The sequence below is a fragment of the Faecalibacter sp. genome, assembly GCF_057177045.1.
The window spans coordinates 2,222,773-2,238,914 of sequence record NZ_CM169987.1; the positions used below are offsets into that span (position 1 = coordinate 2,222,773).

Here is a 16,142-nt window from a genome sequence, read left to right on the forward strand (position 1 = left end):
TTAAAGCTCAACTTTCGTTGGGCTTTTTTTTGGTGTAAACTGTTCGGCATGCATAATAATTTTATAACTTTGAGGTTATATCATTTATACAAGAATAAAAAAATAAAGTTCTAGAACTTTAAGATGTTATACTTATGAATTACAATGAGTTATATGAAATTTTAAAAGAACGATTTGAAAACAAATCTACTTTTGAAATGGCAGAAGATTTAAATTTGACGATTGAAACAATTCATTTTGATTCTCAAAAAGGGAATTTACTACACGGTTCTCCTACCTATCGTTGTGATAAGCATAATCTTGAGTTTAGTACCAATGAAGATAAATCGCACATATTCTACGGATTACCTTCGGTAGATTCTAGAGATTATGACATCGAGTGCAACAAAAGCTTTGACTATTATATTTTAAAACGTGCAGATATTGATCGCGCAGAAGGGTCGATTATCTTTTTTCATGGTTTAAATGAAAAACGTTGGGATAAATATTTGCCATGGGCTTATGAACTGGCACAAAGAACCAAAAAAGCGATTGTATTGTATCCAATTGCTTTCCATATGAACCGAGCGGAAGAAATTTGGTCGGATCGACATGCGATGGTAGAAGTATCTAATTTCCGTAAAAAGAATTTTAAAGATAATTCTGATTGTTCTTTTGTGAATGCTGCCATCAGTTCTCGTTTAGAGGCACATCCTCAACGAATTTTCTGGTCAGGATTCCAAACGTATTCTGATGTTATCTCATTGGTTAAAAGTATACGAGCAAATGAAATTAAAAGTATTTCAACTGACTCCTCTTTCGACTTATTTGGGTATTCGATTGGTTCTTTTTTATCGATGATTCTTAAAATGGCGGATCCTGAAGGTATCTTTAAAGATTCGAAGTTATTTTGTTTTTGTGGTGGAATGACGATAGACCGAATGTTCCCGATTTCTAAATACATTATGGATGCCCGCGCAGCAATTAAAATGCAAACGGTTTTTGCGGAATTATTAAGTTCTGAGTTCAAATCGGATCGACGTTTAGGTCACTTCCAAAATGAAGAATTGCATCAACAAGAAAGTTGGTTTAAAATGATGTTGCGTTATAATTATTTCCAAAAACAGAGAGAGACACGAATTAAAGAAATTCAAAGTCAAGTTAAAGCATATGTTTTAGAAAAAGATGAAGTGGCTCCACCTATGGAAGCATTGAATACATTACAAGGGGGATATCGTAGCATCAAAGTAGATGTCGAAATTCAAGATTTCCCTTTCGATTATTCTCATATGGTTCCATTCCCATTAACCAATAAAATTCAGGAAGAAGTCACTACGGCATTCAATGCGTTTATGACTTCAGCCAGTGATTTTTATAATTCATAAAAAATACAAATTCTTATTTATATCTACCTCTTATTGAAAAATAAGAGGTATTTTTATCTCTCATCCTTTTATAAAAAACGACAAATGAATAAAAATTTTTCAAAAGCTATGGTGTTGCTTTTAGGTTTGGTAACGTTTCAAGCCAATGCTCAAGACGCACCAACGTATGATTATCACGAAGCATTTAAGCCTTTATTTTATCAAAATAATGCCACAGAAACACGTTCTGCGAGTGGAAAGCCGGGGCATAATTATTGGCAAAATCGTGCCGATTATCATTTGAATGTGACTTTAAATGATCAGACGAATGAAATTTCGGGTTACTCTGAAATTACGTACACCAACAATAGTTTTGATTCATTAGAATTTTTATGGTTGCAATTGGATCAGAATTTATTCGATAAAAATTCAAGAGGTTCTTCTTTGTTGCCAATGTCGGGTAGTCGTTACGGAGATGCAGGATCTGAATTTAATGGAGGATATCAAATCAAATCTGTGACAGTCGATGGTAAGCCTGTGAAATATGATGTGATTGATACGCGTATGCAAATTGATTTGGCAAAAGCGTTAAAACCAAAAGGAGGTAAGGCCAAAATTAAAGTCGAATACTCTTATACGGTGCCTTATGAGGGGGCTGATCGTACAGGGATTATTGAGACCAAAAATGGTAAAATATATACGATCGCCCAATGGTTTCCACGAATGGCCGTATATGATGATATCCAAGGGTGGAATACGTTGCCGTATTTAGGACCAGGAGAATTTTATTTGGAATATGGAGATGTAACTGCTACCATTACTGCACCAGCTCATCATTATGTGGTGGGATCAGGAGAATTACTGAATCCAAAAGAGGTGTATTCGTCTGAACAATTGAAACGTTGGGAGAGCGCTAAAAAAAGCGATCAAACAGTGATGATTCGTTCAGCAGCCGAAGTGGAAGCCGATCAGAAGACCTCATCAAAAAATAAAACATGGAAATTTAAAATTAAAAATACCCGAGATTTTGCATGGGCTTCTTCCTCAGCATTTATTTTAGATGCAGCGAAGATTAATTTACCATCCGGTCAACATGCCCTTGCGATTTCGGCTTATCCCGTAGAAAGTGATGGCCAAGAGGCATGGTCTCGTTCAACGGAATATACTAAAGCATCCATCGAACACTATTCACGCCAATGGTCTGAATATCCTTATCCAACAGCAGTAAATGTAGCAGGAAATGAAGGAGGTATGGAATATCCCGGAATTGTATTTTGTCATATGGATTCGAAAGGTGAAAGTTTATGGGGGGTAACCGATCATGAGTTTGGACACATCTGGTTCCCTATGATTGTAGGGTCGAATGAACGTGTACATGGATGGATGGATGAAGGATTCAATACGTTTATCAATGATATTTCTACGGAGAAGTTCAATAATGGGGAGTATCATAAGCCACAATCGTTTCAACGCATGGCGAATATGTTCAATAATGATGGATTTGAACCAGTGATGACTCAACCGGATAATATGCGCGAACGTAATATTGGTGCTTTATTGTATTACAAACCAGGAGCAGGATTGACATTATTGCGTGAACATATAATTGGACCTGAACGATTTGATAAAGCCTTACGAACATACATTGATTACTGGGCGTATAAACATCCAACACCAGAAGATTTTTTCCGTACCATCGAGAATGTAACAGGGGAAGAATTGTCATGGTTCTGGAGAGGATGGTTCTTGAACAAATGGAAAATTGATCAAGGCATCAAATCGGCTAAATATGTCAATGGGGATATGAGCCAAGGGCTGGTTGTGACGGTGGAAAATAAAGGGCAATTGCCAATGCCTACAACGGTTGAGGTTGAATTTATGGATGGAACGAAGATGGAAAAGAAACTACCGATCGAAGTATGGAAACGTAATACGGAATGGACATTTAAAATCCCAACAACGAAAGAAGTAAAACAAGTCAAATTGGATCCGAAAGGAGCTTATCCTGATGCAGATATAACGAACAATACGATGAAATTAAAGGAACCTGCTTCCCTTGGTCGATTGGATATCAATGCTTTTTTAGGAACATTTCATAACGCGATGATTGGGATGGATATTGAAATTAAATTAGAAAATAATCATTTGATGGCTCAAGTTCCGAATCAACCAGCATTTCCATTGACCTATGAAGGAGATCACGTTTTTTCATTTGATGAAGCCGAAATTGTAGTGACTTATCATGAAGATTTAAAATCATTTGTTTTAAAACAAGGGGTACAAGAATTTGAATTCAAAAAGAAATAATAAATTTATTAAGAAAAGGATGGGAACATCCTTTTTATTTTTTGCCAGATGAAACATTTTCATACGTTTGATGCCCTAAGATTTTATGCTTTCTTTATCGTATTTCTCCATCATTTACCGATTCCATCCCATTCCTATTTTTCTTTTATAGCACATAGTGGAGGAATTGGAGTTCAGATTTTCTTTATACTAAGTGGATTTCTAATCACCTATATTTTATATCATGAAAAGCAAAAAAAGGAAGAATTTAGTTTAAAAAACTTTATGATGAGAAGGGTATTAAGAATTTGGCCTTTATATTATGCTATGGTGATATTTGCCTATCTTACACCTCATCTTCTTCAATTTTTATCTTTAGAATCGTCGGATGATGGTTATACGCCGAATTGGTGGTATCCTTTATTATTTTTAGAGAACTATCAAATGATGATAACGGATAGTTTTGCAAATGTCTCACCGCTACGGGTAATGTGGTCATTATGCATTGAAGAACACTTCTATATCATTTGGGGGCTTGTTTTTTTGTTACTGCCGATAAATCGAGTGATATATTTTTTAATAGGAAGTATCATTTTTTCATTCGGTTGTCGAGTGTATTATCAACACATAGGGTTAATTGATATGGATATTTTTACAAATGTTCATTATTTTTCATTTGGAGGCATACTAGCCTATATCACGTGGTATAAATCAGAATGGATAGAGAAATTAGCGATAATACCTGTTACGATTAAAAAAGGGTTAGCTCTTGGTATAATCATTTTATTTCTGATTATTCCTATGTTTAAATGGAATCAACTTTTTGTTGAATCTATGGTCATTTGTGTATTGACGATTTTTTTACTCGCATTAACATTGACAAATGATAAGCCGTTGACACTCTCAGATCGTCATCTCTTTAGCAGGTTAGGGAAGTATACATATGGGATGTATTTATTCCATACGATATGGATCAGTTTGATGATTAAATTTACAAATCAACCTGTATTAATTATTGTTTTATCCTTAACGGCTACTATTCTCAGTAGTATGATTTCCTATCATCTTTTCGAGAAACAATTCTTAAAACTCAAAACATATTATCGATAAAAAAAGCCTCGCAATGCGAGGCTTTACTATTTTTATTTTGTTGACTCTGGTTTAAGGTATAAATCAAAGTAATCGGTAATTTTTTGCATTAAATGCACGCGTTCCACGCCACGAACATTGTGTTCGTGATTCGGATACACATAGTAATCCAATTGTTTTCCTGCTTTTACAGATTCTTTTAATAAATCCATCGATTGTTGCCAAACTACGACAGGATCTAACGAACCATGAATCACCAATAGTTTTCCTTTTAAGTTATCCACTTTTGTTAATAAGTTGTTTCCTTCGTATCCTTCTGGATTATCTTGTGGCGATTCCATGTAACGTTCCGTGTACATAATTTCGTACTGACGCCAATCGATGACTGGACCTCCAGCAACTCCAACTTTAAATACATCAGGTTTGCGTAACATAAAAGAAGTGGTCATGAATCCACCATAACTCCAACCGTGAATTCCCATTCGCTCTGCATCCACGAAAGGTAAAGCTTTTAAATAATCCACACCTTTCATTTGGTCTTCCATTTCTGTAGTAGCCGCTTTACCATGAATGGCTTGCTCGAATTTTAAACCACGATTAGCCGAACCACGTCCATCCATGGTGAATACCACATATCCTTTTTCGGCTAAATGATCGTACCATAAGTTTCCAGAAGCTGGGAATTTATTGTTGATTAATTGAGCATGAGGACCGTTGTATAAGTACACGATTACGGGATACTTTTTCGTCGCATCAAAGTTATTTGGGTAGATTAATTTCCCGTATAAATCGGTTCCATCATCGGCTTTTAATGTGACATTTTCAACTTTCGCTGTTTTATAACCTTCTAAAGGATTTTTCGCTGTTAATAAATGATCAATCTTTCCAGATGTAGTATTGATCAAATCGACTTTACGAGGCGTGTTATCGTTACTCCAATTATCAATCGCATAGATTCCAGAAGTGGAAACCGAAGGATGATGCGTTCCTGCTTCTTTTGTTAATTTACGTAACTTTCCATTCTCCCAGTTTACAGCATATAAATGACGTTCTTTAGGTGAATCTTTAGTCGTAACAATTAACAACTCTTTTGCTTTTGCATTTTGACCTACGATATCGGTTACTATCCAATCCCCTTTGGTGATTTGATTGATTAATTTTCCGTTCGTGTTAAAACGGTACAAATGCATAAATCCATCGCGTTGTGACCACCACACAAATTCGTTTGTTTTACCCGGGATAAAATATAATTCGTGTTGAGGTTCTACATACTTATCATCGTGTTCTTCAAACAATGTTTTAATGAATTGACCAGAAGTTGCATCGTATTGGTTTAATTTCAAGTGTTTTTGATTACGGCTTAAAATTCCAATGTAAATGTGTTTTTCATCGGGTGACCAAGTGACAGATGTTAAGTATTGATCTTTTTCTGGTTCTGTTTGGAAGAAAACCGTTTGTTTTGTTTTAGGATTATAAACACCTAATGTTACCGTATGATTTTTTGTTCCGGCAAATGGATATTTGATGTTTTTATTGACTGCAGGTTGAACCGACCAATCAATAATTGGATATTCAGTGACCACTGTTTGATCCATACGATAGAATGCAACATAATTTCCTTTTGGAGAAATGTAGATTCCTTTATGGATTCCAAACTCGTTTTGGTGAACTGACTTTCCATTGACGATATTGTATGAACCATCTTTAGTGATTTGATGCGTGTTACCAGCGTTATCAACAAAATATAAGTTGTTGTCAATGGTATAACCTGCTTGATTATTTGTTGCATCAAATTCTACATCTTCTGCATTCGCTGGTATATTAATCCAGTTGTTGATTTGACCATTGGTTGCAACCGTTTTAAAAGCGCCTTTTTGGTTGAAAAATGCTTTTTGATTGTTGATCCAATTTAAGGATGGAATACGATTGCCTTCAAATTGAGTCGAACGGAAAATGGTATCCACTTTATTGTTCGGTACATGACGTTTAACCAATGCTTCTCCATATTTGGTCTTTACATTTTGCGTATAAGCATCTTCACTTGGAATCCATTGTACCTGATTTAAATTTTCAATACGAAGATTTGTACTTAATCCCAGTACGGCATCTTTCATGGTAATTTCCTTTTGTTGAGCATTAGTCAAAGTGCTTAATAAAAGGGTAGCATAAAGTAAGTTTGTTTTCATGTTATTTTGATAAGTAAGCTGCTAAAGCTTCTAAATTCTTTTTTTCGTTTCCAATAAAAATGGTGTCACCGTCTACAACAACTGGTCGTTTTAGGAATGTATAGTCGGTTAGGATATAATTTTTAATCTCTTCTTCCGATAATTCCACGTCTTTTAAACCTAACTTTTTATAATTCTGCGCACGACGAGAAAATAAAGCTTCATAACTCCCGGCCAAATTTTTCATGGTTTCTAGCTCTTCTTCCGGAATAGCAGTCGATTTGATTTCATGTAAATCAAATCCCGTAAAATCATTTTCTTTTAAAATTCTTTTACATGTATCGCATGTTTTTAAAAAATATACTTTCTTCATTGGATTTATAATTAAACAAATATAGTTTGGAATTATTTATCGAGTCATCCAATCAATATTAGCTTCTGAAGAGGCCATAATTAAATTCAAAGGTTTAGGCATTGTTTCAGGCCCTGAAGCATACATGAATTTTACTTTTTCTACAGGAATTGTTAAGAAAGTAGAAGACGGGCTTCCTCCAATCACATCAAGTTGATCTTTAAAATACCAGAAAAATACTTCAAAAGGCATATATGGTAAAATATTTAATTCTGGGTATCGGTCTTGATAAATGACCCATTCATAATCCGCTGGATGTCTTGATAAAAAGATATCATATTCATCAGAATATCTTCTCATCGTTTCATCAATTAAGTCCGATAAAGACGAAGAATTAACCGTTGAAATAATGACTAAATTCTTTTTAGGAGATTGGTTAAGCATATTATTTAAACTGGTATGATTCAGCTTAACCATGCTTAAGAAAGTTTCTTTTTGTGCTGGAGTTAAATTTTTTAATATTTCATATGGAGGCATATTTACTGTATTCATCAATGGTAATTGCGCTTGTACATACGAATCGTTTGTTTGCAAATATTCAGGATACTGAAGAAAGTATCTATAATTATTTACCGTTGAAATTGGCCAAGGCCAATCCCATGACTCAAATTCTGGAATCGCTTTCGTATCTAAAGGATTAAATTTAGCCAAAGAATTAGAACGTGAATGTAAATTTTGTATCTCATTTAAAGTATTTACCCATTTTGTTTCGCTTGATCCATTCGCACCATATCGATTATAGAATTCATTATAAGAACCCGTTCCATCAGATAACAACGTTACTTTAACTCTTGATTTATCAATTCCTTGTGCAATAAACCAATCGTATCCAATTCTAGCTCTAAAATCATCGACATAAAGTCCAAAAACTGCATTTGGATTACTTTCATTAATCTCTAAAATTTTTGCTTTCATATAATCACGCATGGTATATTGAACATCATTTCCTCCTAGATTAATGACAGTTGCGTATGAAGGTAAATTTTGTGGATCAAATGTATTTTGTCTTTCATAAAACACATAACTTGGAACTTCGTGTGATACAAGTTGTAATCCTGCATAAAGCGTTGGTAAAGTTCCAAATGTAATGTAAAAGTTATGAGTAGTATCTTCAAATCCAGTATTGGCTTGGCTTTGAGAGATTACAAAATCAAAATTTTCTTCTCCCCCATAATTAAAAGATATTTTTCCATTTCGTGCTTGTAACCTGTTTTCTTCAAATTCAATCGTAATTGTCTTTTCTCCAACTGCACCTTCCATAGTGTCGATAGAAATCCATTCTATTGTATTGGTTAAATTCCATGGCCTATTGGACTGAACTGTTAATTGAACCGTTTGCTGTTGATGATCAACTGAAATAAATTTGATTCCCTCATTAATTTTGATGGATGGAATTAACTTGGATTGAATAATTTTGATTTGATCTCTAATTTGATGATCATTTCCCTTTAAATAAAGGATAGCTTCTCGATTGACATCACTTTCATTGGTTGAAAAATTTAAAATGACTTTATCATCTACTTTTACAGGATTAATCCAATCTGCAGTTGTTTCGATCATCCAATTTTCATTTGATACAACTTCTATTTCGATACTTGTTTCAAAATCACCTATTTCAATGACTTTGTTTTCAGATAAGAATTTTGTAATAGGTTGAAAGTTATCATCGCTATTACAATTTAATAGTAAAAACCCAGATAGAGTCATTACTAAAAATTTAAGTAAGTTTAGATTTTTGAAATAACGCATAATCGTTTATTTATTAGTTAAGTTGTAAAGTTAAGAAATTGAAGGGTAGAATTCGAATTTTTAATTTGTATTATCTTTGTCCAATGGACGAGAAGAAGAACATACGATTAAATAAATACATCAGTGATAGTGGGTACTGTTCAAGACGTGAAGCGGATCAATACATTGAGAACCGCTTGGTTCTAATCAACGGACGTGTGGCCAAAACGGGACAGCATGTTGGTCCGAATGATGTGGTAACGGTAAAAGGGGTGGAGATTGAACCTCGTGATAAAGCCCATGCAGCCTATATTATGTTGAATAAACCAGTTGGAATTACGTGTACTACCGATCCAACAGATCCTGATAATATCGTTGATTTCTTATCGTTCGGAGAACGTATTTTTCCGATTGGACGATTGGATAAAGATTCCCAAGGTTTAATCTTATTAACCAGTGATGGTGATATTGTAAATAAGATTTTACGTGCCGGTAATAATCACGAGAAGGAATACATTGTGACGGTAAACAAACCCATTACAGATGAATTTTGTGAACGCATGGCAAAAGGGGTTCCGATCTTAAATCAAGTCACTAAAAAATGTAAGATAGAGAAAGTCAGTTCAACGGTTTTTAAAATTACCTTAATTCAAGGTTTAAACCGTCAGATCCGTCGCATGTGCGAATATTTTGGGTACACGGTGAAGAAGTTAGAGCGTGTTCGCATTATGAATTTAACGTTAAATGTGCCAGTGGGACAATTCAGAGATTTAACCCCGGAAGAATTGGCTGAATTGCATCGTTTAACGGCAGATTCTGAAAAAACAGCAGAAAAAAAGCCTGCGAATAAAGCTAAGAAATCGCCAGCAAAAAAGGCCACAGATGTGTCGCCTAATTTTAAAGATGACAAAGGTCGTCCAGCACAAAAAAAGAAAACCAATAAACCGAAATCCACTTCTCAAGCACGTATTGGTAAGAGTAAAGCACCAACGACATCTAAGGGAGGGAAATTCGGAAAAAAAAGATAAGTTAGAGGAATCTCAAGTTGAGGTTCCTTTTTTTTCCCTTATACAGAAGGTTGTAGGACAATCAAAATGGTTTAAAATGTTTATCTTAGTTTAAATTAACAAATAGACATGAGAAAGATATTTTATTCTTTGATGTTTTTAGCGTTGACTATGGGGTCTACGTTAAATGCACAAGAGAACATTACATTTCAGACACCCCCTCAAGAAATTTTACAATTAGCGGATGCCGATATGCCACCATCGATCAGTACCGATCGTAAAGCAGAAAATGCATTTTTATCTTATAGAAGCCGTTATAAAACATTAAATGAATTAGCGGAAACTGAATTACGCTTAGCAGGTTTACGTATTAATCCTGTAACAAATATTAACTCGAGAGAGACTTTCGTTGAGAAAATTACTTTCTACGATTTAAAGTCAGCAAAAGAATCTACAATTGCAGGATTACCAGCAAAAGGGCGTTTTTCAAATGCTTCATGGAATTCAGCTCAAACCAAATATGCTGTCACGAATACTACTGAGAAAGGAGTGGAATTATGGGTGATTGATGTGAAGTCAAAAGCTGCCACAAAAGTATATGAAGATAAATTAAATGCGAACTTAGGTCGTCCATACCATTGGATTTCAACGAATGAAGTGATTGTGAATGTCATTCCTTCCACACGTCAACCTTTAATTGATACTAAGGAGGCGATTCCAACAGGACCAACGGTTTCTGTAGCCGATGGTAAAGAAGCACAAAACAGAACGTATCAAGATTTATTACAAAATAAGAATGATGAATTTAACTTTGAGCAATTGGCGATATCGGAATTGGTAAAAGTGAACATCGAAAATGGTACGAAAACAAAATGGAAAGATGCAGCCATGTATACGGATGTTACGGCTTCACCTGATGGAAAGTATATTTTAGTGGGAGAAATCCAAAAGCCATTCTCTTACTTGGTGACTTATAACCGTTTCCCATCAGTAGAAACGGTTTATGACGTAAATGGAAAGTTAGTGAAAGAAGTGGATCGTAAAGATTTACAAGAAGTGGTTCCGAAAGGTTTCTCTTCAACTACAACAGGTAAGCGTGGGATCTATTGGAGAGCGGACAAACCAAACACATTGTATTGGGTTGAAGCTTTAGATGGTGGAGACGCGAATAAACCGGCAGAGTATCGTGATGCTGTTTATCAATTAGCAGCTCCATTTACTGCAGAAAAGCAATTGGTTGTTAAAACAAAGGATCGTTACCGTGGCGTAACTTGGGGGAATGATGAAGTAGCTTTAGTCCGTGATACATGGTACGATACACGTTCGGAAAGTACATATATTTTTAATCCATCTAATCCGAATGAAGCTCCAAGACGTTTCTTTAATCGTAATTCACAAGACGCTTATAACAATCCAGGAAACTTTGCAACAGAAGTGAATGAAAATGGATTCAGTGTGTTATCCATGAATAAAGGAAAATTAATGTTAGTTGGTGATGGGGTTTCGAAAGATGGAATTTTACCATTTGTTGATGAATTTGATATCAAAACTTTAAAAACATCTCGTTTGTGGAGAGCGCAAAAATCCAATCAATTGGAATCAATTGCTCGTGTAATTGATCCGAAAAAAGGAATTATTTTAGAGCAAATTCAATCGAAAACGGATTATCCGAATTTATATGTGCGTAACATCTTCCAAAAAGGAGGAAAGCCAAAACAAGTCACGTTTACAAAGAATCCTTTTGAAGCGATGAATCAAGTTTCAAAAGAATTAATTACCTACAAACGTGCAGATGGGGTAGCGTTATCGGGAACATTATACTTACCACCAAATTACGATAAATCGAAAAAAGAGAAATTACCGATGTTAATGTGGGCTTATCCCCGTGAGTTTAAAGATGCGGCTACAGCAGGTCAGGTAACGACATCCGAAAATAAATTCACTTCGCCTTCATACGGAGGTCCAGTGTATTGGGCGTTGAGAGGATATGCAGTATTAGATGATGCAGCTTTCCCAATTATTGGAGAAGGAAAAACTGAACCAAATGATACATTCGTTCCTCAATTGGTAGCTAATGCCAAAGCAGCAATTGATGCTGTTGATGCGTTAGGATATATCGATCGTGAAAGAGTTGCAGTGGGTGGACATTCTTACGGTGCATTTATGACGGCAAATTTATTGTCTCATTCGAATTTATTCGCTGCAGGAATTGCGCGTTCAGGAGCTTATAACCGTACATTAACGCCATTTGGATTCCAATCAGAACAACGTAATTACTGGGAAGCACCGGAAGTGTACAATACAATGTCACCATTTATGAATGCAGAGAAAATGAAAACGCCGTTATTATTAATCCATGGTGATGCGGATAATAATACAGGAACTTTCCCAATGCAATCGGAACGTTACTTTAATGCGTTAAAAGGATTAGGAGCGACTACTCGTTTAGTTTTATTACCAAAGGAATCTCATGGTTATGCAGCGAAAGAAAACATTATGCACATGTTATGGGAACAAGACCAATGGTTAGAAAAATATGTGAAAAATAAAGGAAAAGAGACTTCTTCAGATGTTAAAAAAGAAACAAAGAAGAAATAATTTTTAAAAATTCTAAAAGCGATTACTTCGGTAATCGCTTATTTTATGCCATGAAAAATAAACCATTACTATTTTTAGGAATACTTCTATTGACCATTATTTGTTTTAAATTGTTCTATATTTTTATAGGGACACCATGGCCTTATGCAAGTTCAGATTTCAATTTTTATTTAATAGCTTTAATCTTAAGTTTGGTCTTTTCAATTACAGTTAGTATAATGGGAACTAAAATTCCTTTCATCTTTCGTTTTTTAACTTTAATACTGCTTTTTCCAACAACTTATTTTTTCTCGGTTTATTTTTTTTATGATACGTTAAAGGCAATCGATTTTGGTATTTCAAAGGAACTTACGATTAAAAAAATAGTCTATTCCACCCATTATAACTGGGTAAATCATCAATTAATTACTGAAGAAAAAGGATCCATTTATATTTCTCAGCTTGATACCTCTATGTATGATGGTTATTCCAATATTCTTAAAGGAGATACCATAAAATCTATTCGAATTAGAGAAAGTAGAACGAATCCGGATCATTATTATTTCTATTTTAAAAGATAAAAAAAAGCCTCGCATTGCGAGGCTTTATATGTTGAATCAAATTTTGATTACATCATTTTTAAGAAGTTCACTTCTAATTCGGTTAATGGGCGGTAATCTCCACGGTTTAAACCTTTTTTCGTTAAACCAGCGAAAGATACACGATCTAAAGCTTCTACTTTATACCCTAACTTTTCGAAAATACGACGTACAACACGGTTCCATCCAATGTGGATTTCTAAACCAACTTCATTTTTCGGACGATTTTCGATGTAAGAAATTTCATCTACTACTGCAATTCCTTCAGGAATTAAACGTACCCCTTTCTTAATTTCAGCTAAATCATTTGCTGTTAATTTTTTATCAAGAGTTACATGGTAGATTTTCTTGATGTCGTGGCTTGGGTGAGTTAACTTTTTCGTTAAGTATCCATCGTTTGTAAACAAAAGAACACCAGTTGTTTGGCGGTCTAAACGTCCTACAGGGAAGATACGTGCTGTTGTTGCACCAGCCACTAAGTCCATTACTGTTTTACGGTTTTTCTCATCTTTCGATGTGGTAATGTAACCTTTTGGTTTGTTTAATAAGAAGTATACATTCTTCTGTGAAGAGATTCTTTTTCCGTCGAAACGTACTTCATCATCGGGTTGAACCTTATATCCCATTTCGGTGATAACTTGACCATTCACTGTAACGATTCCAGTCTTGATCAGTTCGTCAGCCTCTCTTCTGGATGCAATCCCTGCATTCGCTACATATTTGTTTAAACGAATAGTCCCGTCATCAACTGGAGCAGCTTTTAACCTTTTTACAAAAGGTTTCTCTCCTGGTCGATTGAACGTTTTTTTAGGTCCAAAACTTGGTTTCCCACCTTCTGTTCTGCTTCCTCCACCAAAGCTTGGTTTCCCACCTTCAGTTTTCTTAGCTCCAAAACTTGGTTTACCTTTCCCGCCGTTAGGTCTTGATGAAGAAGAACCACTGTTTCCTCCTTTACCACGATTATTCCCGCCTTGGGAATTTCTGTTGTTGGATTGATTTCGTCTATTATTCATGATTATATTGATTGATGCGCCCTAAAATTTTGCGCAATAGTTTGCAAAGTTAAGGGATTTATTTCGATAAATGCGATACTGAAAACCCCTGCAACGATCATTCCTTTAAAAAAATAATGTAAAATTTTATATTCTTGCTCGGTTTTCGCCCTAAATAAGAGGAACGTATTGATTATGAATAGAATTATTGCACCGATAAAAAAATATTTCATTAACCCAATTTCATGACTCTTAATCAGATAAAAACCAATACAACAATCGATTCCGATTAAGAGAAAGACAATATTTTTAGTGAATGTATTCCCATATTTGATGGGAATGGAATTGTAATTATAGATTAAATCGACTCGTTTTGAAGCTAAATCTTTAACGATATCAGTAATCAAAAGTAAAAGGGTTAAGAAACCCGCGTGCATAAATAAGCCAAACTCATAATTATCAAAATAAATTAATAACGCAAAAAAGGGCAAGATGCGAAGAATCACCAGGTAAAAATTTTTGATAAGTGCAAAGCGATTCATCTTATGACTATAAAACCACATCAAAAATTGATAAATAAAGAAATAAACAAAAACCCGCCACGATATAGCTGCGGCAATCAGCAAAGCTGAAGCATTAAGAATGATGTATACGGTGAGCTTAAATCCTTGCGAGACTTGTTTTTGCAAATACGTCTGCATCGGCCGTTTGATAAGATCTTTTTCTAAATCATAAAAGTTATTGATGATATAGCCTGCAGCTACGCACATGACCGAAACCAAAATAATTCCATTGATCTTATGATTGGTTAAGATGCTCAAATGGCTTTCATGTGGAGCAAAAATAAATAAAGATGCAAGGTATTGGGCCAACATCAAAATAATCAGATTGTAGCCACGCACCACAGAAAATAATGCAAAAAGTTGAACGATTATCTTCTGCACATTCATAGTAATGATTTTAGATTAGAAACGGTAGATCACTTCAGTATTGAAATCTTTAAGATATGTTTTCGCTTTCTCATAATCTTGCGTAAATCCTAACACATATCCGCCGCCACCAGATCCGCAAAGTTTAAGATAATACGTATTCGTATCGATTCCTGTCTTCCAAGCGTTCACCAGTTTTTGTGGAATCATTGGACGGAAGTGTTCAAATGCCCAAGACGATAACTTTTGCAAATTATGGAATAAAGGATTGTATTCTCCTTTTACAAAATATTCAATGCAGGCATTATTGTATTTGATGAATTCTTCTTTTAAGGTATTACGAAATCCTTCTTTTTTCATTTTTTCAAAGAAGATTTGAACCATTGGAGCCGTCTCTCCAGGTTCGCCAGAATTAATTAAAAAGACTGCTCCTTTTCCGTTAGCTGAGGCTTCGGGTAATCCAACAGTAGAAATGTCATCTTTGGATTGGATTAATAAAGGAATGTTCATGTAACAGATCAAAGGGTCAATTCCTGAAGATTTTCCATGAAAATACGATTCCATCAAACCAAAAGTGGCTTTTAATTCAGAAATCTTTTCCTTCGTTAAATCGTTATGAATTTCAATTTTGTTTAACGCATATTTGTCATAAATCGCAGCTACTAAAGCGCCAGAACTTCCGACACCATACCCTTGTGGAATATTCGAATCAAAATACATTCCGGCCTCTACATCACGGTGTAAAGCCTCTGTATCGAATTGATTTGAAAAATGTTCCGCAATATAGTGGGCATATTTGCGAAGATGAGCATTCGAATCTGCAGCCATTTCAGAGGGCTCAAATTTTAATGCACCTTGATAGAAGTTATAAGGAATTGTTAGCCCTTTCGAGTTTTCAATAATCCCGTATTCTCCAAATAACAAGATTTTAGCGTAAAACAATGGATTTTTCATTGAATAAGTTAATTCTGTTGAGCAAATTTACAAAAACTTTCTCGTTCGTGATTTAAAATTA

12 protein-coding genes are annotated in these 16,142 nt (G+C 34.9%); 6 read left to right on the forward strand and 6 right to left on the reverse strand.

Going from position 1 to position 16,142, the window contains the following annotated elements; all coding sequences use genetic code 11:
* The first annotated feature begins 134 nt into the window (after positions 1 to 134).
* From AC1QSP_RS10410 to AC1QSP_RS10420, 3 genes are all read left to right on the forward strand, one after another.
* Positions 135 to 1,364: a DUF6051 family protein gene (locus AC1QSP_RS10410; protein WP_484078637.1), complete on the forward strand. Its 1,230-nt coding sequence runs from the start codon at positions 135 to 137 to the stop codon at positions 1,362 to 1,364.
* Positions 1,365 to 1,448: 84 nt separating this feature from the next.
* Positions 1,449 to 3,650 carry a M1 family metallopeptidase gene (locus AC1QSP_RS10415; protein WP_484078638.1) on the forward strand — a complete coding sequence of 734 codons (2,202 nt, stop codon included), beginning with the start codon at positions 1,449 to 1,451 and terminating at the stop codon, positions 3,648 to 3,650.
* Positions 3,651 to 3,698: 48 nt separating this feature from the next.
* Positions 3,699 to 4,739, forward strand: coding sequence for an acyltransferase family protein (locus AC1QSP_RS10420; RefSeq protein ID WP_484078639.1), 1,041 nt, complete (start codon positions 3,699 to 3,701; stop codon positions 4,737 to 4,739).
* Positions 4,740 to 4,771: 32 nt separating this feature from the next.
* Here the strand turns inward: AC1QSP_RS10420 and AC1QSP_RS10425 are convergent, their stop codons facing one another.
* Genes AC1QSP_RS10425 through AC1QSP_RS10435 form a run of 3 tightly spaced genes read right to left on the reverse strand, consistent with a single transcriptional unit; the run spans position 4,772 to position 9,044 of the window.
* A complete protein-coding gene (locus AC1QSP_RS10425) occupies positions 4,772 to 6,904 on the reverse strand; it encodes a S9 family peptidase (protein ID WP_484078640.1) in 2,133 nt (710 codons plus the stop codon).
* Position 6,905: 1 nt separating this feature from the next.
* Positions 6,906 to 7,256 (reverse strand): arsenate reductase family protein, encoded by a 351-nt coding sequence (locus AC1QSP_RS10430; protein ID WP_484078641.1) that lies wholly within the window; start codon positions 7,254 to 7,256, stop codon positions 6,906 to 6,908.
* 36 nt (positions 7,257 to 7,292) lie between these two features.
* On the reverse strand, positions 7,293 to 9,044 hold the full coding sequence (locus tag AC1QSP_RS10435; RefSeq protein ID WP_484078642.1) for a BACON domain-containing protein: 1,752 nt from the start codon (positions 9,042 to 9,044) through the stop codon (positions 7,293 to 7,295).
* 83 nt (positions 9,045 to 9,127) lie between these two features.
* Between AC1QSP_RS10435 and rluF the strand changes: the two genes are divergently transcribed.
* The 3 genes from rluF (at position 9,128) to AC1QSP_RS10450 (ending at position 13,188) form a co-directional block, all read left to right on the forward strand.
* The gene (gene rluF / locus AC1QSP_RS10440; protein WP_484078643.1) at positions 9,128 to 10,051 is read left to right on the forward strand and encodes a 23S rRNA pseudouridine(2604) synthase RluF; all 924 of its coding nucleotides are present in this window, start codon (positions 9,128 to 9,130) and stop codon (positions 10,049 to 10,051) included.
* A 108-nt stretch (positions 10,052 to 10,159) separates the two neighbouring features.
* Positions 10,160 to 12,628, forward strand: coding sequence for an alpha/beta hydrolase family protein (locus tag AC1QSP_RS10445; RefSeq protein WP_484078644.1), 2,469 nt, complete (start codon positions 10,160 to 10,162; stop codon positions 12,626 to 12,628).
* Between the two features lie 50 nt (positions 12,629 to 12,678).
* Positions 12,679 to 13,188 (forward strand): hypothetical protein, encoded by a 510-nt coding sequence (locus tag AC1QSP_RS10450; RefSeq protein WP_484078645.1) that lies wholly within the window; start codon positions 12,679 to 12,681, stop codon positions 13,186 to 13,188.
* Between the two features lie 47 nt (positions 13,189 to 13,235).
* Here the strand turns inward: AC1QSP_RS10450 and AC1QSP_RS10455 are convergent, their stop codons facing one another.
* The 3 genes from AC1QSP_RS10455 to AC1QSP_RS10465 are packed head-to-tail and all read right to left on the reverse strand — an operon-like array spanning position 13,236 to position 16,081.
* Complete coding sequence (locus tag AC1QSP_RS10455) at positions 13,236 to 14,219, reverse strand: pseudouridine synthase (RefSeq protein ID WP_322971355.1); 984 nt, start codon at positions 14,217 to 14,219, stop codon at positions 13,236 to 13,238.
* Positions 14,220 to 14,221: 2 nt separating this feature from the next.
* A complete protein-coding gene (locus AC1QSP_RS10460; RefSeq protein ID WP_484078646.1) occupies positions 14,222 to 15,148 on the reverse strand; it encodes a geranylgeranylglycerol-phosphate geranylgeranyltransferase in 927 nt (308 codons plus the stop codon).
* Positions 15,149 to 15,163: 15 nt separating this feature from the next.
* Positions 15,164 to 16,081, reverse strand: a complete 918-nt coding sequence (locus tag AC1QSP_RS10465) for a mevalonate kinase family protein (protein ID WP_484078647.1) — start codon at positions 16,079 to 16,081, stop codon at positions 15,164 to 15,166.
* Positions 16,082 to 16,142: the final 61 nt, after the last annotated feature.

What these genes read in the sequence shown, in the direction of transcription:
- AC1QSP_RS10455 (WP_322971355.1), bottom strand. Translation starts at nt 14,219, where the DNA reads ATGAATAATAGACGAAATCAATCCAACAACAGAAATTCCCAAGGCGGG.
- AC1QSP_RS10420 (WP_484078639.1), top strand. Translation starts at nt 3,699, where the DNA reads ATGAAACATTTTCATACGTTTGATGCCCTAAGATTTTATGCTTTCTTT.
- AC1QSP_RS10450 (WP_484078645.1), top strand. Translation starts at nt 12,679, where the DNA reads ATGAAAAATAAACCATTACTATTTTTAGGAATACTTCTATTGACCATT.
- AC1QSP_RS10435 (WP_484078642.1), bottom strand. Translation starts at nt 9,044, where the DNA reads ATGCGTTATTTCAAAAATCTAAACTTACTTAAATTTTTAGTAATGACT.
- AC1QSP_RS10430 (WP_484078641.1), bottom strand. Translation starts at nt 7,256, where the DNA reads ATGAAGAAAGTATATTTTTTAAAAACATGCGATACATGTAAAAGAATT.
- rluF (WP_484078643.1), top strand. Translation starts at nt 9,128, where the DNA reads ATGGACGAGAAGAAGAACATACGATTAAATAAATACATCAGTGATAGT.
- AC1QSP_RS10410 (WP_484078637.1), top strand. Translation starts at nt 135, where the DNA reads ATGAATTACAATGAGTTATATGAAATTTTAAAAGAACGATTTGAAAAC.
- AC1QSP_RS10445 (WP_484078644.1), top strand. Translation starts at nt 10,160, where the DNA reads ATGAGAAAGATATTTTATTCTTTGATGTTTTTAGCGTTGACTATGGGG.
- AC1QSP_RS10460 (WP_484078646.1), bottom strand. Translation starts at nt 15,148, where the DNA reads ATGAATGTGCAGAAGATAATCGTTCAACTTTTTGCATTATTTTCTGTG.
- AC1QSP_RS10465 (WP_484078647.1), bottom strand. Translation starts at nt 16,081, where the DNA reads ATGAAAAATCCATTGTTTTACGCTAAAATCTTGTTATTTGGAGAATAC.
- AC1QSP_RS10425 (WP_484078640.1), bottom strand. Translation starts at nt 6,904, where the DNA reads ATGAAAACAAACTTACTTTATGCTACCCTTTTATTAAGCACTTTGACT.
- AC1QSP_RS10415 (WP_484078638.1), top strand. Translation starts at nt 1,449, where the DNA reads ATGAATAAAAATTTTTCAAAAGCTATGGTGTTGCTTTTAGGTTTGGTA.